This window comes from Paenarthrobacter sp. 10L420 (genome assembly GCF_056395385.1).
The window spans coordinates 466,917-488,428 of sequence record NZ_JBFTJK010000001.1 but is presented as its reverse complement, the minus strand read 5'-3'; the positions used below and the strand labels follow the sequence as shown (position 1 = coordinate 488,428).

23 protein-coding genes and 1 tRNA gene are annotated in these 21,512 nt (G+C 62.5%); 11 read left to right on the top strand and 13 right to left on the bottom strand.

The genetic code is table 11. From position 1 onward, the window contains the following. Positions 1–35 precede the first annotated feature (35 nt). From AC1DD5_RS02370 to AC1DD5_RS02355, 4 genes are read right to left on the bottom strand one after another with little or no spacing between them, the layout of a single operon-like run. A complete protein-coding gene (locus tag AC1DD5_RS02370) occupies positions 36–1,325 on the bottom strand; it encodes a glycosyltransferase 87 family protein (protein ID WP_477519629.1) in 1,290 nt (429 codons plus the stop codon). A gap of 4 nt (positions 1,326–1,329) precedes the next feature. Next, entirely contained in the window at positions 1,330–2,499 is a 1,170-nt protein-coding gene (locus tag AC1DD5_RS02365; protein WP_477519628.1) for a cystathionine gamma-synthase, read from the bottom strand. A gap of 48 nt (positions 2,500–2,547) precedes the next feature. Beyond that, on the bottom strand, positions 2,548–3,933 hold the full coding sequence (locus tag AC1DD5_RS02360; RefSeq protein WP_477520522.1) for a cystathionine beta-synthase: 1,386 nt from the start codon (positions 3,931–3,933) through the stop codon (positions 2,548–2,550). 57 nt (positions 3,934–3,990) lie between these two features. Then, positions 3,991–4,383, bottom strand: a complete 393-nt coding sequence (locus AC1DD5_RS02355) for a VOC family protein (RefSeq protein ID WP_477519626.1) — start codon at positions 4,381–4,383, stop codon at positions 3,991–3,993. A gap of 132 nt (positions 4,384–4,515) precedes the next feature. On the opposite strand from AC1DD5_RS02355, the gene AC1DD5_RS02350 reads away from it, so the two are divergent. Next, complete coding sequence (locus AC1DD5_RS02350; RefSeq protein WP_477519625.1) at positions 4,516–5,487, top strand: DNA-3-methyladenine glycosylase family protein; 972 nt, start codon at positions 4,516–4,518, stop codon at positions 5,485–5,487. Between the two features lie 67 nt (positions 5,488–5,554). Here the strand turns inward: AC1DD5_RS02350 and AC1DD5_RS02345 are convergent, their stop codons facing one another. The 3 genes from AC1DD5_RS02345 to AC1DD5_RS02335 all read right to left on the bottom strand — a co-directional run bounded on the left by AC1DD5_RS02345 (position 5,555) and on the right by AC1DD5_RS02335 (position 8,257). Next, on the bottom strand, positions 5,555–6,115 hold the full coding sequence (locus tag AC1DD5_RS02345) for a hypothetical protein (RefSeq protein WP_477519624.1): 561 nt from the start codon (positions 6,113–6,115) through the stop codon (positions 5,555–5,557). Between the two features lie 211 nt (positions 6,116–6,326). Continuing rightward, positions 6,327–6,449, bottom strand: a complete 123-nt coding sequence (locus AC1DD5_RS02340; RefSeq protein ID WP_477519623.1) for a hypothetical protein — start codon at positions 6,447–6,449, stop codon at positions 6,327–6,329. 131 nt (positions 6,450–6,580) lie between these two features. Further along, positions 6,581–8,257, bottom strand: coding sequence for an AMP-binding protein (locus AC1DD5_RS02335; protein WP_477520521.1), 1,677 nt, complete (start codon positions 8,255–8,257; stop codon positions 6,581–6,583). Between the two features lie 83 nt (positions 8,258–8,340). Here AC1DD5_RS02335 and AC1DD5_RS02330 point away from each other — a divergent pair, with 83 nt between their 5' ends. After that, entirely contained in the window at positions 8,341–8,619 is a 279-nt protein-coding gene (locus tag AC1DD5_RS02330) for a putative quinol monooxygenase (protein WP_216925016.1), read from the top strand. Positions 8,620–8,756: 137 nt separating this feature from the next. On the opposite strand, the gene AC1DD5_RS02325 is transcribed toward AC1DD5_RS02330, so the two are convergent. After that, positions 8,757–9,134 carry a thioredoxin family protein gene (locus AC1DD5_RS02325; protein ID WP_223946614.1) on the bottom strand — a complete coding sequence of 126 codons (378 nt, stop codon included), beginning with the start codon at positions 9,132–9,134 and terminating at the stop codon, positions 8,757–8,759. An 81-nt stretch (positions 9,135–9,215) separates the two neighbouring features. Further along, complete coding sequence (locus AC1DD5_RS02320) at positions 9,216–11,057, bottom strand: SGNH/GDSL hydrolase family protein (protein WP_477520520.1); 1,842 nt, start codon at positions 11,055–11,057, stop codon at positions 9,216–9,218. 305 nt (positions 11,058–11,362) lie between these two features. Between AC1DD5_RS02320 and AC1DD5_RS02315 the strand changes: the two genes are divergently transcribed. The 4 genes from AC1DD5_RS02315 (at position 11,363) to AC1DD5_RS02300 (ending at position 14,375) form a co-directional block, all read left to right on the top strand. After that, positions 11,363–11,788, top strand: coding sequence for an ester cyclase (locus AC1DD5_RS02315; RefSeq protein WP_477520519.1), 426 nt, complete (start codon positions 11,363–11,365; stop codon positions 11,786–11,788). 103 nt (positions 11,789–11,891) lie between these two features. Beyond that, positions 11,892–12,569 carry a TetR/AcrR family transcriptional regulator gene (locus tag AC1DD5_RS02310; RefSeq protein WP_477520518.1) on the top strand — a complete coding sequence of 226 codons (678 nt, stop codon included), beginning with the start codon at positions 11,892–11,894 and terminating at the stop codon, positions 12,567–12,569. Next, complete coding sequence (locus tag AC1DD5_RS02305; RefSeq protein ID WP_477520517.1) at positions 12,566–13,582, top strand: ABC transporter ATP-binding protein; 1,017 nt, start codon at positions 12,566–12,568, stop codon at positions 13,580–13,582. Before AC1DD5_RS02310 ends, AC1DD5_RS02305 begins: the two co-directional genes overlap by 4 nt. Further along, positions 13,575–14,375, top strand: coding sequence for an ABC transporter permease subunit (locus tag AC1DD5_RS02300; RefSeq protein WP_477520516.1), 801 nt, complete (start codon positions 13,575–13,577; stop codon positions 14,373–14,375). The genes AC1DD5_RS02305 and AC1DD5_RS02300 overlap by 8 nt, the downstream gene beginning before the upstream one ends. Before the next feature lie 6 nt (positions 14,376–14,381). Here the strand turns inward: AC1DD5_RS02300 and AC1DD5_RS02295 are convergent, their stop codons facing one another. Next, a complete protein-coding gene (locus AC1DD5_RS02295) occupies positions 14,382–14,927 on the bottom strand; it encodes an acyl-CoA thioesterase (RefSeq protein ID WP_477519616.1) in 546 nt (181 codons plus the stop codon). 179 nt (positions 14,928–15,106) lie between these two features. On the opposite strand from AC1DD5_RS02295, the gene AC1DD5_RS02290 reads away from it, so the two are divergent. After that, positions 15,107–15,328, top strand: coding sequence for a hypothetical protein (locus AC1DD5_RS02290; RefSeq protein WP_477519615.1), 222 nt, complete (start codon positions 15,107–15,109; stop codon positions 15,326–15,328). A 219-nt stretch (positions 15,329–15,547) separates the two neighbouring features. Here AC1DD5_RS02290 and AC1DD5_RS02285 read toward each other — a convergent pair. Both AC1DD5_RS02285 and AC1DD5_RS02280 read right to left on the bottom strand, forming a co-directional pair. Beyond that, positions 15,548–15,629, bottom strand: a tRNA-Tyr gene (locus AC1DD5_RS02285). Positions 15,630–15,756: 127 nt separating this feature from the next. Then, entirely contained in the window at positions 15,757–16,023 is a 267-nt protein-coding gene (locus tag AC1DD5_RS02280; RefSeq protein ID WP_216925007.1) for a hypothetical protein, read from the bottom strand. Positions 16,024–16,202: 179 nt separating this feature from the next. Here AC1DD5_RS02280 and AC1DD5_RS02275 point away from each other — a divergent pair, with 179 nt between their 5' ends. From AC1DD5_RS02275 to efeB, 4 genes are all read left to right on the top strand, one after another. Beyond that, positions 16,203–16,694 (top strand): YajQ family cyclic di-GMP-binding protein, encoded by a 492-nt coding sequence (locus tag AC1DD5_RS02275; protein ID WP_018776783.1) that lies wholly within the window; start codon positions 16,203–16,205, stop codon positions 16,692–16,694. A 208-nt stretch (positions 16,695–16,902) separates the two neighbouring features. Beyond that, entirely contained in the window at positions 16,903–17,763 is an 861-nt protein-coding gene (efeU, locus tag AC1DD5_RS02270; RefSeq protein WP_477519614.1) for an iron uptake transporter permease EfeU, read from the top strand. 71 nt (positions 17,764–17,834) lie between these two features. Continuing rightward, complete coding sequence (gene efeO, locus AC1DD5_RS02265) at positions 17,835–19,028, top strand: iron uptake system protein EfeO (RefSeq protein WP_477520515.1); 1,194 nt, start codon at positions 17,835–17,837, stop codon at positions 19,026–19,028. A 65-nt stretch (positions 19,029–19,093) separates the two neighbouring features. Continuing rightward, a complete protein-coding gene (gene efeB / locus AC1DD5_RS02260; protein ID WP_477520514.1) occupies positions 19,094–20,464 on the top strand; it encodes an iron uptake transporter deferrochelatase/peroxidase subunit in 1,371 nt (456 codons plus the stop codon). A 127-nt stretch (positions 20,465–20,591) separates the two neighbouring features. Here the strand turns inward: efeB and htpX are convergent, their stop codons facing one another. Further along, a complete protein-coding gene (gene htpX, locus AC1DD5_RS02255; protein ID WP_477520513.1) occupies positions 20,592–21,461 on the bottom strand; it encodes a zinc metalloprotease HtpX in 870 nt (289 codons plus the stop codon). Positions 21,462–21,512 lie beyond the last annotated feature (51 nt).

Below are 21,512 nucleotides of genomic sequence, written 5' to 3'. Positions count from 1 at the left end.
GGTTGATTTCCCCCGGACCTCCGCGGCAAAGGAGGTCAGGAAGCCACCCGCCCGGCGCGCATCTCGGCAGCAACGAGGCCCGTGCGCGAAGGCCGGTAAGCCAGGGCCCAGTAGACCAGCAGGGCGATTCCGCACACCACACCCAGGCTTGACACCATCAGCTGCCATTGCGTCTGGGGATCCTTCCCCCACTCGGCGGCGCCTGCCCAGACGGCAAGGTTCTTTGGCGTCATGTAGAAGGCAACCGTGGAACAGGCCACGATGATCCATCCCGCCGTGCGCATCCGCCCGCTGCGGGACGGCACCCGATGCATCGCAAAAGCCATGCTGGGCAGGGCTACCGCCACCCAGACCCAGTGGTGGGACCAAGAAACGGGGCTGACCAGGAGCATCAGGATGGCTGTGGCCGAGACCGCGACGAAGTTTTCATCCACGTCCACGGCCCACTTAATGATTTTTGCTGCAAGCGCCGCGAGTGCCAGGGAAAGAACCAACCACACCACGCTGGTGAGGGAGGAATCCGGCATGCCGAAATGCAGGAGCAGCCCCTTGACGGACAAGTTGTCCACGTAGGCCGGGCCGCCGATGCGCCCGGTATCGGGGAGGATCTGGGTCCAGAATGCCAGGGATGCTTGCGGCAGGATGGCCCACGCGATCGCGATGGATCCGAAGAATCCAGCGGCCATCCATGCCAGCGCCTTGAAGTCGCGGCGGACCAGGAAATACAGGCCGAACGCCAGCGGCGTGAGCTTCACACCGGCAGCCAGGCCGATCAAGAGTCCTGCGGGCCACCGGATGAGGCCAGCCCGCGCCTTACCGAAGAGCGCGAAGTCCGCCAGGATCACGCCCATCAGGATGATGTTGATCTGGCCGAAAACGAACGTATCCCGCCATGGGCCCAGGAGCAGGATGGCTCCTGTTCCCACTAAAGCAGTGGTCCTGAAGCGATAGTCGGCGAATGCTGAACGCCATGTCTTCAGGCCGAAATAATGGCGTGCCAACCAGGCAGCCACCACTGCGGCACCTGCCAAGGCGGCGATGATGAAGACCATGCTGCTGGCAAAGAAACCCATTGCTGCCAGGCCGGCAAAGAGCAAGGCCGCGAAAGGCGGGTAAGTAAAAGGAAGGCCGTCGCGCACGGCATACAGGTCCCCGCCTTGGAGAACCTTGCCGCCGCCGTAGAAATAGACCTCGAAGTCGTTCAGGAACGGCTGGTAGTCCGTGTAGAGGAACCAAACGGCGACGGCGAGGGTCAACACGCCTGCGACGGTCAGGATCCAGCCGCGCTGGGCAGCCGAAACAAACGTGGGTGAAGAAGAAGCCACAGTGTCAGCCGTTGCTGATCTTGGCGAAGGCCTGTTCAAGGTCCGCGATCAGATCCTCGGATTCCTCGATGCCACAGGAGAGGCGCAAGAGGTTCACGGGAACGGCCAGTTCTGTCCCCTTGACGGAAGCGTGCGTCATCTCCGAGGGGTAGTTCATGAGGGACTCGATTCCGCCCAGTGATTCGGCCAAGGTGAAAATCGAAGTGGATTCGGCAACTGTACGCGCCGCGGCCTCACCGCCCTTGAACTGGACAGAGACCATGCCGCCGAACTTCTTCATCTGCTTCGCAGCGAGTTCGTGGCCGGGGTGGTCCGGGAGGCCCGGGTACAGCACGGCTTCCACTTCGGGGCGCTGCAGCAACCATTCGGCCACAGCTTGGCCGTTCTCGCTGTGCCGGTCCATGCGCACGCCCAGGGTCTTGAGGCCCCGCGTGGTGAGGAAGGCATCCATCGGTCCGGAAACAGCACCAACGGCGAACTGGATGAAACCGATCTTCTCGGCGAGCTCGGCGTCGTTGACCACGATTGCTCCGCCCACCACGTCCGAGTGGCCCCCAATGTACTTGGTAGTGGAATGGATCACGACGTCGGCACCCAGGTCCAGGGGGGTCTGCAAGTAGGGAGACGCGAAGGTGTTGTCCACGACCAGGAGGGCACCGGCGTCGTGCGCTACTTCGGCGAGCGCCGCAATGTCAGTGATCTTCATCATGGGGTTGGACGGGGTTTCCACCCACACCATGCGCGTCTTGTTCGCTCCAACGGCACGTGCCACAGCATCGAGATCGGACATGTCCACGGGGGTGTTGCCGATGCCCCAGTCGCCGAGCACGCGGTTGATGAGACGGTACGTGCCACCGTAGGCGTCGTTGCCCAGGACGATGTGGTCCCCAGGACGCGCCACAGCGCGGATCAGCGAGTCTTCGGCAGCAAGGCCAGAGCCGAACGAGAACGCGGCCGAACCACCCTCAAGGGCTGCCAGCTGTTCCTGCAGGGAGTCACGGGTGGGGTTGCCGCCGCGGCCATACTCGTAGCCTGAACGCAGGCCGCCAATTCCGTCCTGGGCGTAGGTTGAGCTGAAGTGCAGAGGCGGCACCACAGCGCCTGTCCGGGGTTCGAAGGCCTGGCCCGCGTGGACGGCCCTCGTGTTGAACCCGGCGTTGTTGTTGACGGACATGGAAGCTCCTCTTTCAGTGTTCAACGGTTGGAAGTGGGCGCGTGGCGCTCAGTTGCTCAGGTAGGCCAGGAGGTCGTGGCGCGTCAGGATGCCCACGGGCGCCCCAACGAACGTGACCATCACAGTATCGACGTCGGACAACAGCTCGCGCGCAGCCGAAATGGTCTCCAGCGATCCGATAACGGGCAGGCGCTCCCCCATGTGTTCGGCGATTTTGTCCGTGAGTTTGGCTTCGCCGCGGAACAGCTTGGTGGTGAGGCTGCGCTCATCGACTGCGCCCAGAACCTCGCCCATGACCACAGGCGGTTCCTGCGAGAGGACAGGGATGTGTGAGACGCCGAACTCGTTCATGATGTTGATGACGTCTCGAACGGTCTCGTTCGGGTGGATGTGGACCAGGTCCGGCATCTCGCCTGTCTTGGACTTCAGTACCTCGCCCACGGATGACTCTTCGCCGCCGGAAAGGAAGCCGTAGGAGCGCATCCATTGATCGTTGAAGATCTTGGCAAGATAGCCGCGGCCGGAATCGGGGAGGATCACCACAACGACCGCGGACTCGTCCAGGTCCTTGGCAGCCTCCAAGGCAGCGACCACGGCCATGCCGGAGGAGCCGCCCACCAGGAGGCCCTCTTGGCGTGCCAGGCGGCGGGTCATGGCGAACGAATCGGCATCAGAGACTGCGATGACCTGGTCCGGCACGGTTTTGTCGTAATTGGTGGGCCACATGTCCTCGCCAACGCCTTCAACGAAGTACGGGCGTCCGGTACCGCCCGAGTACACAGAACCTTCGGGGTCTGCGCCGATGATCTTGACCCGGCCGCCGTCGGACCCGGGCCTGTCGGCAGAGACTTCCTTAAGGAAGCGGCCCGTACCCGTGATGGTGCCGCCCGTTCCGGCGCCGATGACAACGTGCGTCACCCTGCCGTCAGTATCGCGCCAGATCTCCGGGCCTGTTGACTCGAAGTGGCTGCCCGGGGCTGCGGGGTTGGAGAACTGGTCCGGCTTGAAGGCCCCGGGAATCTCCTGGACCAAGCGATCTGAGACGCTGTAGTAGCTTTGCGGGCTGTCGGGCGCAACTGCGGTGGGTGTCACCACAACTTCGGCGCCATAAGCTGCCAAGACCGCACGTTTGTCCTCGCCGACTTTGTCCTGCACCACGAAAATGCACTTGTAGCCCTTTTGCTGCGCAACGAGCGCCAAGCCGACGCCGGTGTTCCCCGACGTCGGTTCAACGATGGTTCCGCCCGGCTGCAGCCGCCCGTCCTTTTCCGCCTCTTCGATCATCTTCACGGCGATGCGATCCTTGATGGACCCGCCGGGGTTGACGTACTCGAGCTTGACCAGGACGGTGGCTTTGATCCCGTCCGTTACGTGGTTGAGCTTGATGAGCGGCGTATTGCCGATGAGGTCCAACACGGACTGGGCGTACTTCATAGGTACAAAGTTACCGCCTGCCCGTAGTCCGCCCTGCCGTGCCTCACCTGCCGTGCATCACTTCCCGGCAGAGGAGTCGGTTTGCCAGAGGCCCAGGATGTTGCCTTCGGTGTCCTTGAAGTAGGCATACCAGCCCATTCCGGGGACGGCGTCCTTACCTTGAACGATGGAGCCACCAGCGGATTCCACCTGGCCGAGCGCGGCGTCTACATCGTCGACGTCTATGGTGAGGACGGGATTTTTCAGATTTTCAGTTCGGGGGAACAGTGCACCATTGATGGCTCCGGGTTCGCTGGGCCTGCCAGTCTGTTCATCGGACGGAGTCGTGATCGCGATCGTGTAATCCATCTCCTGCATAGGGCTGAGATTCCAGCCGAAAGCACTTTGGTAAAAAGTGTTGGCCCTCTCGTTGTCATCCGTGGGAATCTCGAAATGCACTATTCCGGCCATGGTTTGCGCTCCTGGATTTTGGGGTTCGGACGCGGGCCACCCGCGCCACATCAGGGAGTCTAGACCCGTGAGGCAGCCGCCGTAAGAGGCTTACAGGAGTGAATTGTCAGCCAGCCGTGGGACCATGAAAACATGACCATCGCAGACGCCCCGCCCCTTGTTGCGGCCGCGGCAGACGCTTCCATACGATGGCACCCCGGCGCCTCCTACAGGCTCGACCAAACCATGTTTCCCCTGATGCGGGGCAATGCCGACCCCTCTTTCGCGGCCCATCCCAACGGTTTCTGGATGGCCTTCACCACTCCTTCGGGGTCTGTGACCCTGCGGCTCTCGGCGGCTGGAGTGGGCGAGGATACGTTCGTTGACGCCCAGGCCTGGGGGCCCGGGGCGGAGGACGCCATCGTCGGTGTTCCCCGCCTCCTCGGCGCGGACGACGACTGGTCCGCGTTTGACGAACCCGGCTTCCATGCAACGCTCCCCCGCCTGGTCACTGAAGCACGACGCCGGAACCTGGCACTGCGGCTACCCTCCACTGGGCGGCTGGTTGACTCGCTGGTGCCCACCATTCTGGAGCAAAAGGTCACCACCTTGGAGGCAAGGCGAGGCTACCGGTACTTGATGTACCGGTTCGGAACACGCGCGCCGGGCAAGGCCCCCGATGGGCTCCTCGTGCCTCCCACCGCGCGGCAATGGTTGGCCGTTCCATCCTGGGAGTGGCATAAGGCGGGAGTCGGGCCACAACGCTCGGCGACAGTGATGCGGGCGCTGCAATCCGCCGTCGCGCTTGAACGTCTCGCTGGCCTTGACCCAGCGCGTGCCGGAGCCAAACTGCAGACCATTCCCGGAATCGGCGTTTGGACTGCCGCGGAGGTAGTCCAACGGACCCACGGCTGCCCGGACTCGATTTCCGTGGGCGACTACCACCTGGCCTCTTATGTGGGCTATGCGTTGCTGGGACGGAAGATCGACGACGCCGGCATGCTGGAGTTGCTGGAACCTTGGCGGGGACAAAGACAGCGCCTGGTCCGCATGCTTTACCTCAGCGGCTTCCGGAAGCCGACCTTCGGCCCACGGATGACCGTCCAGGATCACCGCGCCCACTAAAGCAACGCGGGGTCACTTGTGGCCCATGTTTGCTCCGCCAAAGGGCCATAAGTGACTCCGGGTTGCCCTACATTGCGCGGAGCTTCGCCTTCTTGATCCTGGAGATCACGCCGGCGAAGCCTTCGGCGAGGTCGTCTGCATTGACTTTGAAGTAGGACCAGCCAGCACTGAGAAATGCCTCGTCGCGGCGGTTATCCCTGGACTGCTGTTCACGCGTCATGTGATGGGCGCCGTCGTACTGTACTGCGATGCGAAACCGCCGGTACCCGAGGTCGGCCCTGGGTGATAGCGGATCCAGAAGGTCCAACTGCAGCTGTAGTTCCGGCTCCGGAAGGCCGGAATCCCGCATGGCCAAACGCAGGAATGTTTCTGGATACGAATCTGCGCCCACCCTCATTTCGTCCAGTGCCAGGCGGGCCTTTTCCACCCCTTGGAGGTTGGGGTGTTGTCGAATCAACAGCCGAAGCCCCGAGGGGTAAGCATAGGGTTCGGACCGTGATTCGAAGGCTGGTCGAGGGCGGCGGATCAGCTGATCGCCCATCGCAATGACATAGGGAAGAGGCAATTCCGTGGCCAGGTCCAACCAGGTCCGGGGCCGCACCGAGATCGGGACTCCCTGATAATTCACAACCTCGCCAGGGAAAACCCGAACTCTGTGACCTCTCACTCCGGTCCTGCGAACGCGCGGCAGTTGATGTGGCTTGCTGAGGTGGATTGTCTCCTCGTTGCCCATCCAGGGCGGAAGCCCCAGCCCAGTCAAAAGCGCAGCGGTCTCGTGCGAAACCCAGGCGCCCGGTGTTGCGGCGGCCAGAACCCTCGCCCGTTCCAGCAATTCAATCTCACGTCCCGTTGGCCAGGTCCTTGGCCCTCAGGCGTTTGGTCGCGACGCCCAGGGTACGGGACTCATAGACGGTGAACGGCCGGGCGCCGAGCCCGTCCGGCAAAGGATTGATGCGAACCATGCAGTCCAGTCTGTCGGCTGGAGGCCTAGGAAATTGAGTTATCCACAGGTCCACCTACTGACAAGGCAACGCGGGGTCACTTATGGCCCTTTAGAGGCGTCAACATGGGCCATAAGTGACCCCGCGTTGCTTTAGAGGTGGAGGCGGGAGACCGCTTCCTGGCGCATGTCCACCTTCCGGACCTTGCCCGAGACGGTCATCGGGAAGCTCTCGCGGACATCCACGTATTTGGGAATCTTGTAGTGCGCCAGCTTGCCACTGCAGTACTCGGCGATGTCCTCCGCGGTCAGGGTTTCCGCTCCCGGTTTGAGGATGATGCAGGCCATAAGCTCTTCCCCATATTTGGCGTCCGGAACCCCAATCACCTGCACGTCCTGGATGGACGGATGCAGGTACAGGAACTCCTCAATCTCGCGGGGATAAATGTTCTCGCCACCGCGGATCACCATGTCCTTGATCCGGCCTTCGATCACCAGATACCCGTCCTCGTCCATTCGCGCGAGGTCGCCCGTATGCATCCAGCCCTCGGCGTCAATGGCCTCGGCCGTCTTGTCCGACTGGCCCCAATAGCCCTGCATCACCGCGTAGCCGCGCGTGCACAGCTCGCCAATGACGCCGCGCTCCACCACTTCACCCGTACCCGGGTCCACAATGCGGCTCTCAAGGTGCGGCATGGTCCTGCCCACTGTGCTGGTCCTGTGCTCCAGTGTGTCCCCCGCCCGGGTCATGGTGGACACCGGTGAAGTCTCCGTCATGCCATAGCAAATGGCCACATCCACCATGTGCATCTCATCGATGACCCGGCGCATCACCTCTATGGGGCACAACGACCCCGCCATGACACCCGTCCTGAGCGTGGAGAGATCGAACGTGGCGAAGTCGGGCAGCACGAGTTCGGCGATGAACATGGTGGGCACGCCATAAAGTGAAGTGCCGCCAAAGTCCTGCACAGCTTCCAACGCCGCGGAAGGGTTGAATCCTCTGCTTGGGATGATGGTTGCCGCCCCGAAACTCAGGGCATTCAGGTTCCCGATCACCATTCCGAAGCAGTGATAGAACGGCACCGGAATCACCACGCGGTCGTTTTCCGTATAGCCCAGGAGTCGGCCGATCGAGTGGCCGTTGTTGAGGATGTTGTGGTGGGTGAGGGTCGCACCCTTCGGGAATCCCGTGGTGCCCGATGTGTATTGAAGGTTGATGGCATCGTGCGGATCCAGTTCGGCCATACGGTCCCGTAGTGCAGAAGGCCCGACGCCGTCCGCCCGGGTCAGGAGCTCGGCGTACGTCAGTTCGTGGCCGGCCTCGGGGACACCCGCCGTGAGGCCCGCCACCGGGTTTCCGGGCAGGAAGACGATCTCCGTGAGTTCTGGGCAGGCATCCGCAGTCTCCCTGGCCATGCCCACGTAATCGCTGTTTTTGTCAGAGGGCGCAGCCACAAGCATCCGCATGCCGTTCTGCTTGACCACGAACTCCAGTTCGTGCCTGCGATAAGCCGGGTTGACGTTGACCAGCACGGCTCCGATCTTTGCCGTGGCGTACTGCAGGATGGTCCACTCCGCACAGTTCGGGCTCCAGATGCCGATGCGCTCGCCTTTCTCCACCCCCAGGGCGAGGAGCGCGCGGGCGAGGTGATCGACGTCGTCGTTAAGCTTTTCGTAGCTCCACCGACGGGCGTCTCCGCCAGGTGTGGCAGCGGCTTCTATCAGCGCGTCCCTGAGTGGAAACTGCGCTGCGATGCGTTCAAAATTGGCACCGATGGTCTCTTCGAGCAGCGGGACGTCAGTGTCTCCGGCGGTGTAGGACAGCATGACCGAACGCTACCAAGTCAGTGCGCGCAACAGAACCGTAAAGTGGACAATCGGCTCCGTGTCCTCCCGGTAGGGTTGAATCCATGAGTGCACCCATCGACCTGCAGGCCACGTTCATCCCCAACGACGGCGAATTCTTCCGCGTGAAGCTCGCCCTGGAAATCGCGATCGACGAGGTCGTCAACGAGCCCGGCTGCATCCGTTATGAACTGACCGAAGCCACTGAGGAGAAGCTGGTGCTCACAGAGCGCTGGGAATCGGAAGAGGCTCTGGAGAAGCACTCCAAGGGCATTGCAGTGCAGGACCTGAACGAGTCCCTCAGCGCCTTGCTGGCTGAGCCGGTCAAGCTCGAACGGCTCTAGCCTCTCCCAGCACTGGCTCAGCTCCCCACACCAGCTCAGCGAAATCGCCGCAAAACTGCGGGAACGCCTTAAAGCATCGAGGTCGCCGGAATTTTCCGGCGACCTCGATGCTGTTCCGGCGGTTTCGCCGGGGTGGTCTAGCTTTCCTGGGCCTCGGCACGCGCCTTGGCCACGTGGGCGTGGACTTCTTCCATGTCCAGGCCCTTCACGGCCTCGATGACCTGCTCCAGCTGCGGGCCGTTGAGGGCACCCGGCTGCGAGAAGACAAGCACTTTCTCGCGGAAGGCCATGAGCGTCGGGATGGACGTAATCCCGGCTTCGGCGGCGAGCTGCTGCTCAGCCTCGGTGTCTACCTTCGCGAAGACCACGTCCGGGTGCTTCTCCGAAGCTGCCCCATAGGTGGGCGCAAACTGCCGGCACGGGGCGCACCAGGCAGCCCAGAAATCCACCAGGACAATGTCATTGCCCTCGATGGTCGATGCGAACTGTTCTCCAGTGATGTCAACTGTAGCCATGATTCCACGGTACGCGACCCCGCTCGCTAAGTCCCGTGGAGAGGGGCGTTGTTCGCTTCCCGCGTCACCGGGAATAAACGGCTACTTGCCCAGTACGTACTTGAGCGCGGACGCGTTGAGCGGGGCCACCTTGTTGTGTCCGGTCTGGTTTAAATGGACGTCATCAAGATAATTCCAGGTAGCTCCGGCGATAGTCGCTGTCCCCGCCATCGAGATGCGTGGCCAGCCCCGGACAGCAGCTTCGCGGGTCAAGAGCCCGTCCACCCAGCGACGTTGGAAATGGCTGGCGTCATTGCGGGAAAGAACCCCCGTGATGAGGATCGTGCTGCGGGGATACTTGCGGCGCAGTTCATCCCACAGCCGGTTCGCCTGGGACAGGATCGCTGCATCGGTGGCAAAAATCCGCGCGTCGTTTCCACCAAGAGTCACCACCACCAGTCCGGGGTTCCCTTGGGGTAGGAGGATCCGGTCCAGGAGTACGGCATCCGTCGCTGAATTGCCACCCACCGCCGGGCTCCCCGAAACGTATCCGATGCCACCAATGCTTCGGACCACTTGTCGGGTATAGCCAGCGGCGCGGGCGCCCTGTTCACCCCATGAGTCAAGGTCCAGCTGCGAGTCGCCAAGGAAGACCACCGTGGAGGCGTCCACTGCTTCCGCTGAATACAGCTCCTGCGTGGATTCATTCCAGATGGTTTCCAACTTTTGGAAGGCGACGTGGGAGCCCCGGGCATCGGACCAGGTATCGCGAACCGGCCAGCCGAACTCGCCCGGATTGATGGACCACACTTTGTATGTGGGGTGTCCCACAATCCGCGCTCCCGTTGCAGGGCCCCAAACAATCCAGCCGTTGACGAACTGCTGCACCAGACCCCCGGCCCGCGGAAGCTTGTCCGTGAGGGGCAAGCCCAATTGGCCGGCAGCTCCACCCAGGGAGACGTAGCGGTTGTGGACGTCGCCGTGGGTGGTTGAATGCGCGCCAGTGGCCGCCGACCAGTAGACCGTGCCGCTCTGGAAGAGTTGGTAGACGAAGTTGTCCTGACGGTATTCCTCGCTGATCGGATATCCCAAGGCACCGTTCTGGCCTCCAGTCGCGGACCAGTAGCTCCGGATGGCTCCCGTCAGGGCCCGCGCGCCCGTGGCGGGCGACCAGATGATGGTTCCGTGCTGGTACTGCTGTGATGAGCCACCATTACGCAGTCCGGTCGCTTCATCTGTAGTGGGATAGCCAAACTCGCCGCTTTCCAGCCCGGATTGGCGCCAGCGCTCACGTATGGCGCCCATGGAAGGATGTGCCCCAGTCGTCGGGGACCACACAATAAAGCCGCGCTCGAAGACCTGGTAGACGCCGCCGTCGAGCAGCCCGGTGTGTTCACTGCCGGCCGGGTATCCGAGGAAACCGGCCTCAAAACCCGTCCTCCCCCACGCCAAATGGATGGATCCCGTGGTGCGTTGGGCACCAGTAGCTGGCGAGAAACTGATGGCTCCCCGTTCGAAGAGTTGCTTGGAACCACCATTGCGCAGGCCGCTTACAGTGTCTGTTGTGGGATAGCCGTGATAGCCCGCGGGGCCATCGGCTTCCCACCAAGCGTTGCGGACCGGTCCATTGACCACCACACGGGCTCCCGTGCGGGCCGACCAAGCGATATCGCCACCGACGAACCGTTGCACGCAACCGGTGCTGGAGCATTCCTCCGCTGCCGTGGGCCGGATCAGAACGCTTCGGGCCCAAGTGCTGGTGCTGTAAAGCTGCCCGATGGCGCCTGTGACGGGAGGGTTGGAAGTCTGAAACTTGATGCTCGCCGACGGGACCGCTTGCGCCGGTACCGCTGTTCCAAGTAGGCCAAGGACCAACAACAGCGCCGCCGCTGACCGGGCGATTTTGCTTTTCTTCGACCTCGAAGCCGACCCCGCACAACCCACTTATCTACCCCTGCATCTTCGGACCCAAAGGCCCCGTCACTGCTCCCCCACGAAGACAGTCAAGCCAGTATCTTCGACGGCGGCACTTCAGGCAGCGACGACGCAGCGTTTGGTGTCACATCGTTATGTTCCCCGGCCGGCGGGCATCGTTCCGCTGAGTCACGGGAACCCCTGTCATCGCCGGACCCTTCGTCCTAGACTGGCCTCCCATGGTGACTTGGGGACGGGTTGCGTTGCCTGCCCTGACCAGTTCTTGCCTGACCAGTTCTTGCCCGGCAGCCACGCATTCAATGAAGGGAATGAACGTGGAGCCTGAGGATAACAAAGCGCTGGTTAGGCGCTTCTACGAAGCGATCGATGCCGGCAACATCGAAGCGATGGACGATCTGGTTGCTGAAGACTACCTGGACCATCACCCTCCTTTCCCCGGGCTCTCGGCTGGCCGGGAGGGACTGAAGGAGGCCTTCCGCATTTTCCTCCAGGCAACGCCGGGCCATCATGTTATTGAGGATCAGATCTGCGAAGGCGACAAGGTAGTTACCAGGCTGACCGCCCATGGTCGACACGAAGGCGAGCTGCCCGGTCCGCTGCCTGCTACAGGCGCCCAACTGGACGAAACCGCCGTTGCCATCCACAGAATTCAGGACGGCAGGATCGTGGAGCATTGGTCCGATCGCGACGACCTCGCGCTGATGCAGCAGCTTGGGATTATTCAGATGCCAGGCGCGTGAATCGAGCCGCGAAGCTTCCGAAGTCCGCGCAAGTAACCTCGCATTAGTGGGGGTAAATCAGCGCCTCTTGCCAGCGATTGAACAAGTGTTTAGTGTATGAAACATGCGTTTAACCGCAGAGGATTTAACCACCCGTGCACGCATCCGTGATGCCGCCATTGGACTGTTCGGCCGCGATGGTTTCGGCCCTGCCACCGTCCGCGCCGTCGCCTCTGCCGCTGGGGTCAGCCCTGGGCTGGTGATCCACCATTTCGGCAGCAAGGCAGGTCTGCGCGAAGCATGCGACCAGCATGTCCTCGCGCAGACCGCCAGCCAGGGCAGGGAGAAAACAGACCCAGGCACCGCACGCCAATTGATCCAGAACTACCTCAACCACCCGGACCAGTACGCCAGCGAGATCGCCTACATTCGCCGCTCCCTGGGTGACGAATCCGAGGCCGGCGACGCATTCTTCGACGCCGTGGTGCGCCAGACGCAGGACATCATCGAGGCCGGAATCGCTGCCGGCACCATCCGCGACTTCGACGACGTCCGGTCCACCGCCGTCGTCGTCGCCTCAAACAGCCTCTCGATGCTCATGCTCGGCAGGCACCTCTCACGGGCGCTGGGAGCGGACGTGACAGAACCGCACGGCATAGGACCGGAACTGCTGCGGCAACTGACCATCCCCGCGCTGGACATCTACACCAACGGCTTCTACGCGGATTCGCGGTTCCTGGACTCGGCCCGCGACGCCCTGCAGCAAGACACCATCAACCAAGGAAGGGAGCATGCCCCGTGACCCAGGCAATCGTCGTCGAGGGGTTGCGCAAGAAGTTCGGCCAGCGCGAGGTCCTCCACGGACTCGATTTCGCCGTTGAACCGGGAACCGTCTTCGGCGTCATTGGACCGAACGGGGCGGGCAAAACCACCACCATGCGCTGCCTGCTGGATATCATCCGGCCAAGCGCGGGAACCATTTCAGTCTTGGGCCAGGATCCGCGCCACGCCGGAATCGGACTCCGCCGCAGGATCGGTTACCTCCCCGGCGAACTCCACTTGGAGAACCGAACCACGGGCCGGCGCATGCTTGAGCACTTCGAGGCCATCAGCGGGCCGGTACAGCCCAAATATGTCAACGAGTTGGCAGAACGGCTGGACCTGGATTTGGACCGGCAGACCCGCAAGCTCTCCAAAGGGAACAAGCAGAAGCTCGGCCTCCTGCAGGCGTTCATGCACCGCCCCGAGCTCCTGGTGCTCGATGAACCAACCAGCGGCCTGGATCCCCTGGTCCAACAGGAATTCCATTCACTGGTCCGCGAAGTGGTGGACGATGGCGCCACGGTCTTCCTCAGCTCACACGTGCTGAGCGAGGTCCAGCAGGCCGCCGACGCCGTAGCTATCCTCCGCGACGGCGGCATAGTGACGATCTCTACCGTTGAAGCCCTCAGGAACGCGGCCGTACGGCAGTTGCGGTTCAACGCGGCGGGCGCAGAAACGCACGACGTCGGGGCGCTGCTGGCGCGGGTGCCCGGCGTCGCCAACGTTGTGCTGCGGAAGCTTCCTGGTGACAGCGCAGCGGAAGCCGCCGTCGAAGCAACGGCGACGCTCTCGGGGCAGGTCCAGCCACTGGTGCAGGAGCTGGCTCGGCTGAACCTCACAGACCTCGTCCTGGAGGAACCGGATTTGGAGGAAGCTGTGCTGACTCTCTACACGGGGCACTATGCGGGCAACGGAAACGGGCACGGAGGAAACGGGCGAAATGGAACTGGACACAAATCCCTGAGCCACACGGAAGGAGCACACCATGTCTAAGTTCCTCCCCCTCTTCACGAAAGCCTTGACTGACTCGTGGCGGTCCACCCTCGCGTGGGCCTTGGGACTGACGGCCGCGATCATGCTGTACCTGCCGCTGTATCCGTCCATCGGTGGCAGCGCGCAAATGCAGCAAATGATCGACGCACTCCCCCAGGAGATGACCAAGGCCCTGAACTATGACCAGATCGCCACCGGACCTGGCTATACCCAGGCCACCCTTTTCGGGTTGATCGGTTTCCTGCTGATGTCCATGGCCTCCGTCGGTTGGGGCGCGGCGGCAGTCGGCGGGGACGAGGAGTCTGGGCTGTTGGAATTGACCTTGGCCCATAGCGTGACCCGAATCCAGGTGGTCCTTGAACGCGCCCTGGCACTCGTAGTGCGCGTCGTGATCCTTTCAGCCTTGGTCTTCCTGCTGGTGCTGGTGCTGAACGGGCCCTCGAAACTGGATATCGACGTCGGGCATCTCTTCGGTGCGGTAGTGCTGTTTGCCGCTTTGGCACTGCTGAGCGGAACAGCGGCGCTGTGCGTAGGTGCGCTGACGGGACGGAAGGTTTATGCGATTGCGGCGGGTGCCGCCGTGGCCGTCCTCGGCTATGTCTTCAACGCTGTTGGGAGGCAAAGCCCCGACGTCGACTGGCTGCTGAACCTTTCGCCGTACCACTGGGCGTACGGCAATTCACCCGTAACGAACGGTGCTGATTGGGGAGCCGCGGCAGGCTTGCTGGGTATTTCCGCGGCGCTTATCGCACTGGGCGCGGTTGCACTTCAGCGGCGGGACGTCGGCGTTTAGTTATCCTTAAGCCCACTCATGCGGAGCTGGCCGGCGCGCTCCTGGGAGTGCATTGTTTTCGCGCCACTCATGGATCCACTCCGGCAATTCCAGATCAGCCGGTGGCGCACCGAACTCAGCAATGATCTCCTCCTGCGTTACCGGCTTCCCCTTGTTGACCAAGCGGGTTGCGATGTGGGCGCGAGCGTAGATCTCACCGTCCACCACCATGCGCTGCTCAAAGTAGATGGCTTTGGTGTCCAGTCCGATGATGCGCGTTTCGATGGTGTAGCGCTGCCACAGTTGCAATGACTTGCGGAAAGCGATGGTCTCTCCGGCAGCCACGGGACTCCAGCCGCGTCGGCGCATCTTTTTCCAGATACCGCTGCGAACCATGAGGTCGAAACGGCCAAGGTCCATCAAGGAGAAATACATACCGTTGTTCACGTGCATCGCGATGTCGATGTCCGTCGGCAGAACGCGCAGGGGCAGCGAGGACGTTTCCCAAGCACCCAAAGGTGAACGCTTGGATGAGGTGAACAGCAGCATGAGGGTGCGGAGAAGCAAATGCATGCGAGCAATGTTACCCGCGAGTAACTTCACTGGGAATAGGCAGACCGCATAGTGGACGCAGTGTCTAGTACATCCATCGCTTTATGTCCAACGATTGCACAAACGTTTACCGCCAGTTCATCCATCCCGTGCACAATATCTGAAACCCGGAAACATCGACTCATCACCAGGGAGACCCCTTGAGCACTTTGCAAAGCACCAAGCCGCACGCAGACGTCTGGCCCGACCTCGCCCGCCATCAGGACGTCGTACTCCGGGACGCCCGGGGCAATCGCATCGAAGGAAGCATCGACGGCATGACCGATGACCGCAGCACACTCTGGGTGCAGCTCAAAGGCGGTCTGGGCCGGCAGCTGGTTCACCACATGGACGGATACTGGCTGGAGACTCCTGCGGCCTAACCCCTTTTTCGGCGGCTGGCCCCCACCGTCACCACCACCTTTGAACACTCCTATCGGACGACGCGCCGTTGTCTGCGGCGTGCCTCCCGGCTGGCTGAATCAAAGTGGGTGGTAGCCGCACAAGCTCGGCCCGACATCCACAGCCGTCGGCGGCAGCCCTATCCCCTGATCATACGAAAAATCCCCGGAACCTGTTGGTTCCGGGGATTTCCCTTTGGGTGGCAGATGAGGGATTCGAACCCCCGTAGGCGTTGCCAGCTGATTTACAGTCAGCCCCCTTTGGCCGCTCGGGTAATCTGCCGAACTTCAAAAGAAGATCACTTCCGGAGACCGGTTCTTTCGATCCGGTAACCGAAGGCAGAGATAACCTTACAGAACTTCCGGCCAAGAATCTAATCGAGGGCGGACACGCCGGAATGGCCGGTATTTCAGGCTTCTCCGAGGATCCGGCCAGCCAGTTTCGCTTCAAACTTTTCTGCTTGCTCGGCCGTGATTTGGTTGAGCTCCACCGCACGCTGCAGATCGGCGTGCACGCCGTCCATCCGCGAAGCCGCATCCGGCACCGGGCTCAGGACGATCGACGCCGCCACAGTCACCGCTGCTACCGCACTCGCCGCGGCTGCTGCTGCCGTACCGATCGAACCAGCTGCCGCGGATGCGGATTTCGTGACGTAGTGGACGGCCTTGTGGCTCATGCTTACCTCCGGGGTGGGCTCTTCCAACTGGTACAACTCTCAAACATCCACCTCGGTTCCAACCAAGCATGTGCTGTGAGCGAACTGTGAAAGTTATCCACGGCCCCATCCCCCGCCTTCCGTACTAGGCTGGATGGCAGACAAACCGCCCTTACGGGGCCCCCAACCTAAGGAGAGTCATGGCAGGCGAATCAACATTCGACGTCGTCAGCAAGGTAGACAAGCAAGAGGTCGCCAACGCGCTCAACCAGTCCCAGAAGGAAATCGCGCAGCGCTACGACTTCAAGGGAGTCGGCGCGGAGATTGACTTCAGTGGCGAAAAGATCCTCATGAAGGCCAACTCCGAGGATCGCGTCCTCGCCGTCCTGGACGTCTTCCAGTCCAAGCTCATCAAGCGTGGCATCTCCCTGAAGTCCCTGGACCAGGGCGAACCTTACCCCTCCGGCAAGGAATTCCGGCTTGAGTGCACCATCAAGGAGGGCATCGCGCAGGACATCGCGAAGAAGATCAACAAGATCATCCGCGACGAAGCCCCCAAGTCCGTCAAGTCCCAGATTCAGGGCGACGAGCTTCGCGTCACCTCCAAGTCCCGCGATGACCTGCAGGAAACCATGAACATCCTCAAGAAGTTCGAAGAGGCAGACCTCCAGTTCGTGAACTTCCGCAGCTAGGCTGCCGACGCTGCACAGCCAGCGTCATAAAAGCCGGGGTCCGGCGCCGCTCAGGGCGCTGGACTCCGGTTTTTTATTGCCCGGGTCCGTCTATTGTCGTAATGGCCGGAGACATTAGCGCACAAAATTTTTGCGTAATCACCGCAGGGCAGTATTCTTCTTCATTAGGCAAGCCTAAGTATGGCTACCCTGAGTGAAAGAAACGCACATGACCGCCAACTTCCTGATAGGCCTGCGTGAGGGCCTCGAGGCCTCGCTCATCGTGGTCCTCCTGATGGCCTACCTCATCAAGACCGGCCGGCAGTCCCTGCTCCCCCGGCTCTGGACCGGCGTCGGGCTGGCCATTGCCATCTCCCTCGCTTTCGGCGCCCTTCTTACTTTCGGCCCGCGGGGCCTCACCTTCGAGGCCCAGGAAGCGATCGGCGGAGGGCTGTCCATTGTTGCCGTAGGCCTCGTGACCTGGATGGTCTTCTGGATGGCGCGCACCGCCCGCAGCCTCGGAGGCGACCTCCGGTCCCACGTGGACAAAGCGGCCGACGGCGCCGCATGGGGCCTTGTGCTGGTTGCGGCACTTGCCGTCGGCCGCGAAGGACTCGAAACCGCACTCTTCATTTGGGCGGCAGCGCAAGCCACCGGCGAAACCACGTTCCCCCTCCTTGGCGCCCTGCTTGGCCTCCTGACGGCTGCCGGACTCGGATACTTGCTGCACCGCGGAGTCCTCAAGGTCAACCTAGGCCGCTTCTTCACCTGGACGGGAGTGGGACTCATCGTTATTGCCGGGGGCGTCCTTGCTTATGGCATCCACGATCTCCAGGAAGCCGGCATCCTTCCCGGCCTGCATAGCCTGGCCTTCGACCTCTCAGCCGCCGTTCCGCCGTCGTCCTGGTACGGGACTTTGCTGAAGGGCACACTGAACTTCTCCCCGGCCACCACCTGGCTGGAAGCGGCAGCCTGGCTGCTGTATGTCATCCCGGTCCTGTTCCTGTACATCCGGGCCAATCGCTCCCATCCTCCGGCGGCAGCAGCGAAGACGCCCGCCGCCAACCCGGCAGTCGCCCTGCAGCAGTAAGAACCCAGAGCCTCTCCAACTCGACGCGCAGCCCTCGCACCCCGCGCCTTCCCCCAACACAAAGGACCCCCATGCTTGGCACGTTCCTGTCCACGTCCACTTCCCCGAAGCTTCGCAGGACCCTCACCGTCATCGGCGCAGCCGCCGCCGTCCCCATGGTTCTGGTGGGCTGCACTGACAATGCGAAAACCACGGCGGCCACGGATGGGCCGATCCAGGTCAGCAGCACCGCTAATGAATGCAAGGTCTCCACAGGCACTGCACCCAGCGGCAACCTGACGTTTGCCGTGAAGAACGAAGGCACCGAGGTCACCGAGTTCTACCTGTTGGCCGAGGACGGTTTGCGGATCATCGGTGAAGTGGAGAACATCGGGCCTGGAATTACGCGGAACCTGGTGCTCACGGCTCCTGCAGGCAAATACAACACCGCCTGCAAGCCAGGTATGCAGGGCGACGGCATCCGGGCTTCGTTCGAGGTCACGGAATCCGGAAACAAGCCGAGCGCGGACGCCGATTTCCAAAAGCTTCTTGAGACGGGCTCCCAGCAGTACGCCGCATATGCGAAGGACCAAACGGAGCAACTCGTCACGGGCACCAAGGCCTTTGCAGACGCCTTCGCAGCTGGTGACGCCGCCAAGGCCCGTGAGCTCTATGCCGCGACCCGCATGCACTGGGAGCGGATCGAGCCCGTTGCCGAATCGTTTGGCGATCTCGATCCCAAGCTGGATGCACGCGAGGCCGATCTCGAGCCTGGCCAGGAGTGGACCGGCTGGCACCGCGCCGAGAAGGACTTGTTCCCGCCTGCGGACTACACCGCCATGACGCCGGCCGAACGAACCGCGATTTCCGCTCAACTGGTTGCAGATACTGCGGACCTCGCAACGCGTACCCGCACGGTGGAGTTGACGGCAGACAAGCTGGGCAACGGCGCCAAGGAACTCCTCGATGAGGTTGCTACCGGTAAGGTGACGGGCGAGGAAGAGATCTGGTCCCACACCGACCTCTGGGATTTCCAGGCCAACGTGGACGGCGCCCGCATCGCCTTCGAGAGCCTGAAGCCGGCCTTGGAGCAAAAAGACGCCGAGCTTGCCAAGTCCTTGGACGAGAAGTTCACAGCCCTCCAAGCCGAGCTGAAGAAGCACGCCAAGGGCGATGGCTTCTCCTACTACAACGAGCTGAGCCAGGATCAGATCCAGCAGCTCGCCGCGCTGGTCGATTCCTTGGGCGAACCGCTGTCCAAGCTCACCTCGGCCGTCGTGCTGTGAGCGGCTGCCCCTACGGGCACACCGGCGAAGCCCCCGAAACTCCAGGTGCCGGACAGCCACTGGATGTGAACGATTCCGCCCGCCCAGGCGAGGCCACCGGCGTCGTACGTTCCACGGCGACGTCCGACGGCGGTGCGTCGGCTACCGCTGGCACCTCCCGCCTGTCCCGCCGGGGCCTTCTTTCCCTGGCCGGAGTGGGCGGCGCTGGCGCAGTGGCTGGCATCGCCGCAGGTTTCCTGGGCCATGACCTGGTCACGGCTGGTGCTGCATCGGCTGCCGAATCCGACGCGGGGGATGCTGTTGTTCCCTTTTTCGGCGAGCACCAGGCTGGCATCACCACCCCCGCCCAGGACCGTCTGCACATGGCTGCCTTTGACGTCACCACGGAGGACCGGAAAGAGCTGATCAAGCTCCTGAAGGACTGGACTGCTGCGGCTGAGGCCATGACAGCGGGCCGCACCACGGGTGCGACTGGCGCCGTCGACGGCCCTTACGAAGCCCCGCCGGAAGACACTGGTGAGGCGCTGGACCTGGCCGCCGCGCAATTGACGTTGACGTTCGGTTTCGGCGCAGGGCTGTTTGAGAAGAACGGCAAGGTGCGCTTTGGTTTGGAGGGACGCAGGCCCGAAGCCTTGATCGACCTCCCGCATTTCCCGGGCGACGACCTTCAAGCTGGTCGTACCGGTGGCGACATCGTGGTGCAGGCATGCGCCGACGACCCCCAAGTGGCCGTCCACGCCATCCGTAACCTTGCGCGCATCGGCTTCGGAAAGGTGCGGGTCCGCTGGTCGCAATTGGGCTTTGGCCGCACGTCATCCACGTCCCGGGCGCAGGTGACGCCCCGCAACCTCTTTGGCTTCAAGGACGGCACCAACAACCTCAAGGTTGAAGACAACGCCCTCCTCGACGAGCACGTCTGGGTAGGTTCTCCAGCTTCGTCAAAGGAAGAGTGGATGAGGGGCGGCAGCTACCTAGTGGCGCGCAGGATCCAGATGCACATCGAGATTTGGGACAGGACGTCCCTGCGCGAGCAGGAAGGCCTGATCGGGCGGACGAAGGGCGTGGGAGCGCCGCTGTCCGGTGGCGAAGAGTTCACGGCGCCCGATTTCAAGCTCGCTGGCCGGAACGGTGATCCACTCATCCCCTTGGACTCGCACGTCCGTCTGGCCCACCCGGACCAGAACGGGGGTGTGCGGATGCTTCGCCGCGGCTACAACTTCACCGACGGCTCAGACGGACTCGGGCATCTGGACGCAGGGCTGTTCTTCATCGCGTTCGTCAAGGATCCGCGGACCCACTACGTTCCCATGCAGATGGCTCTGGCCAAGGGCGATACCTTATCCGTGGAATACCTGAAACATACCGGCTCGGGCCTTTTCGCCGTGCCTCCTGGGATCCAGCAGGGCGGCTTCATCGGCGAAGGACTTTTCGGCTGATTCCTCTATGACGTGGTGAACCCGCTATTCCGTTGTTGGCCCCCCACGGAATAGCGGGTTCACGACGTTTTAGGCCTTGCGAAAGCCCCGTCCTTGCGAAAGCCCCGTCCTTAGGAAAGCCGCGTCCTTAGGAAAGCGGCCGGCCGGCCATCCGCTCAAGCCTGGTGATGCGCTCCTTCATCGGCGGATGTGTAGAGAAGAGGCGCCGCATGCCACCGCCGCGGAACGGGTTCGCGATCATGAGGTGTGAGGCGTTCACCAACCGTTGATCCTGTGGGAGCGGGAGCTGGGAAACCCCGGACTCGATCTTGCGCAGGGCTGAGGCGAGCGCCAGCGGATCGCCGGTCAGCTCCGCCCCGTCCTCATCGGCGTCGTACTCGCAGGTGCGGGAGATCGCCATTTGGATCAGGGAGGCCGCGAACGGGGCCAGCAGTGCCATGGCAATCATCGCGATCGGGTTGGCGTTGCGCCTGTCCCCTCCGCCGAAGAACAACAACATCTGCCCCACGGACGTGATCACGCCCGCGACGGCGGCAGCCACGGACGACGTCAGGATGTCACGGTTGTACACGTGCATGAGCTCATGGCCCAGGACACCCCGGAGCTCGCGGGCATCAAGGACATGCAGGATTCCCTCGGTGCAGCAGACAGCGGCGTTCTTGGGACTGCGTCCGGTAGCGAAGGCGTTGGGCGTCATGGTGGGCGAGAGGTAAATCCGCGGCATGGGCTTGTTTGCCCGCACCGAAAGCTCCCGGACAATCTGGTACAGCTGCGGGGCTTGGGCTTCGGTGACGGGATAGGCGGCCATGGAGCGGATGGCGATCTTGTCGCTGTTCCAGTAGCCGTAGGCGGTGGTGGCCACCCCGATCAGGGCAAAGATCCAGATGGGCGTGGTGCTGCGCGTGCCGGCCCCGATAATGGCGCCCAAACCCAACAGCACCGCCCACAGCACACCGAAAAGTGCTGCGGTCTTGAGTCCATTGTTGTGTTTGTGCACGGTTGTTCTTTCACTTTCGTTGGCTCGTGAATGGTTCTGTTTGGACGTTGG

Coding starts and splice junctions, on each gene's coding strand:
- AC1DD5_RS02350 (WP_477519625.1), top strand. CDS start 4,516: ATGACCATCGCAGACGCCCCGCCCCTTGTTGCGGCCGCGGCAGACGCT.
- AC1DD5_RS02300 (WP_477520516.1), top strand. CDS start 13,575: ATGTCTAAGTTCCTCCCCCTCTTCACGAAAGCCTTGACTGACTCGTGG.
- AC1DD5_RS02295 (WP_477519616.1), bottom strand. CDS start 14,927: ATGCATTTGCTTCTCCGCACCCTCATGCTGCTGTTCACCTCATCCAAG.
- efeO (WP_477520515.1), top strand. CDS start 17,835: ATGCTTGGCACGTTCCTGTCCACGTCCACTTCCCCGAAGCTTCGCAGG.
- AC1DD5_RS02325 (WP_223946614.1), bottom strand. CDS start 9,134: ATGGCTACAGTTGACATCACTGGAGAACAGTTCGCATCGACCATCGAG.
- AC1DD5_RS02280 (WP_216925007.1), bottom strand. CDS start 16,023: ATGAGCCACAAGGCCGTCCACTACGTCACGAAATCCGCATCCGCGGCA.
- AC1DD5_RS02310 (WP_477520518.1), top strand. CDS start 11,892: ATGCGTTTAACCGCAGAGGATTTAACCACCCGTGCACGCATCCGTGAT.
- AC1DD5_RS02330 (WP_216925016.1), top strand. CDS start 8,341: ATGAGTGCACCCATCGACCTGCAGGCCACGTTCATCCCCAACGACGGC.
- efeU (WP_477519614.1), top strand. CDS start 16,903: ATGACCGCCAACTTCCTGATAGGCCTGCGTGAGGGCCTCGAGGCCTCG.
- AC1DD5_RS02365 (WP_477519628.1), bottom strand. CDS start 2,499: ATGTCCGTCAACAACAACGCCGGGTTCAACACGAGGGCCGTCCACGCG.
- AC1DD5_RS02275 (WP_018776783.1), top strand. CDS start 16,203: ATGGCAGGCGAATCAACATTCGACGTCGTCAGCAAGGTAGACAAGCAA.
- AC1DD5_RS02360 (WP_477520522.1), bottom strand. CDS start 3,933: ATGAAGTACGCCCAGTCCGTGTTGGACCTCATCGGCAATACGCCGCTC.
- AC1DD5_RS02340 (WP_477519623.1), bottom strand. CDS start 6,449: ATGGTTCGCATCAATCCTTTGCCGGACGGGCTCGGCGCCCGGCCGTTC.
- AC1DD5_RS02355 (WP_477519626.1), bottom strand. CDS start 4,383: ATGGCCGGAATAGTGCATTTCGAGATTCCCACGGATGACAACGAGAGG.
- AC1DD5_RS02335 (WP_477520521.1), bottom strand. CDS start 8,257: ATGCTGTCCTACACCGCCGGAGACACTGACGTCCCGCTGCTCGAAGAG.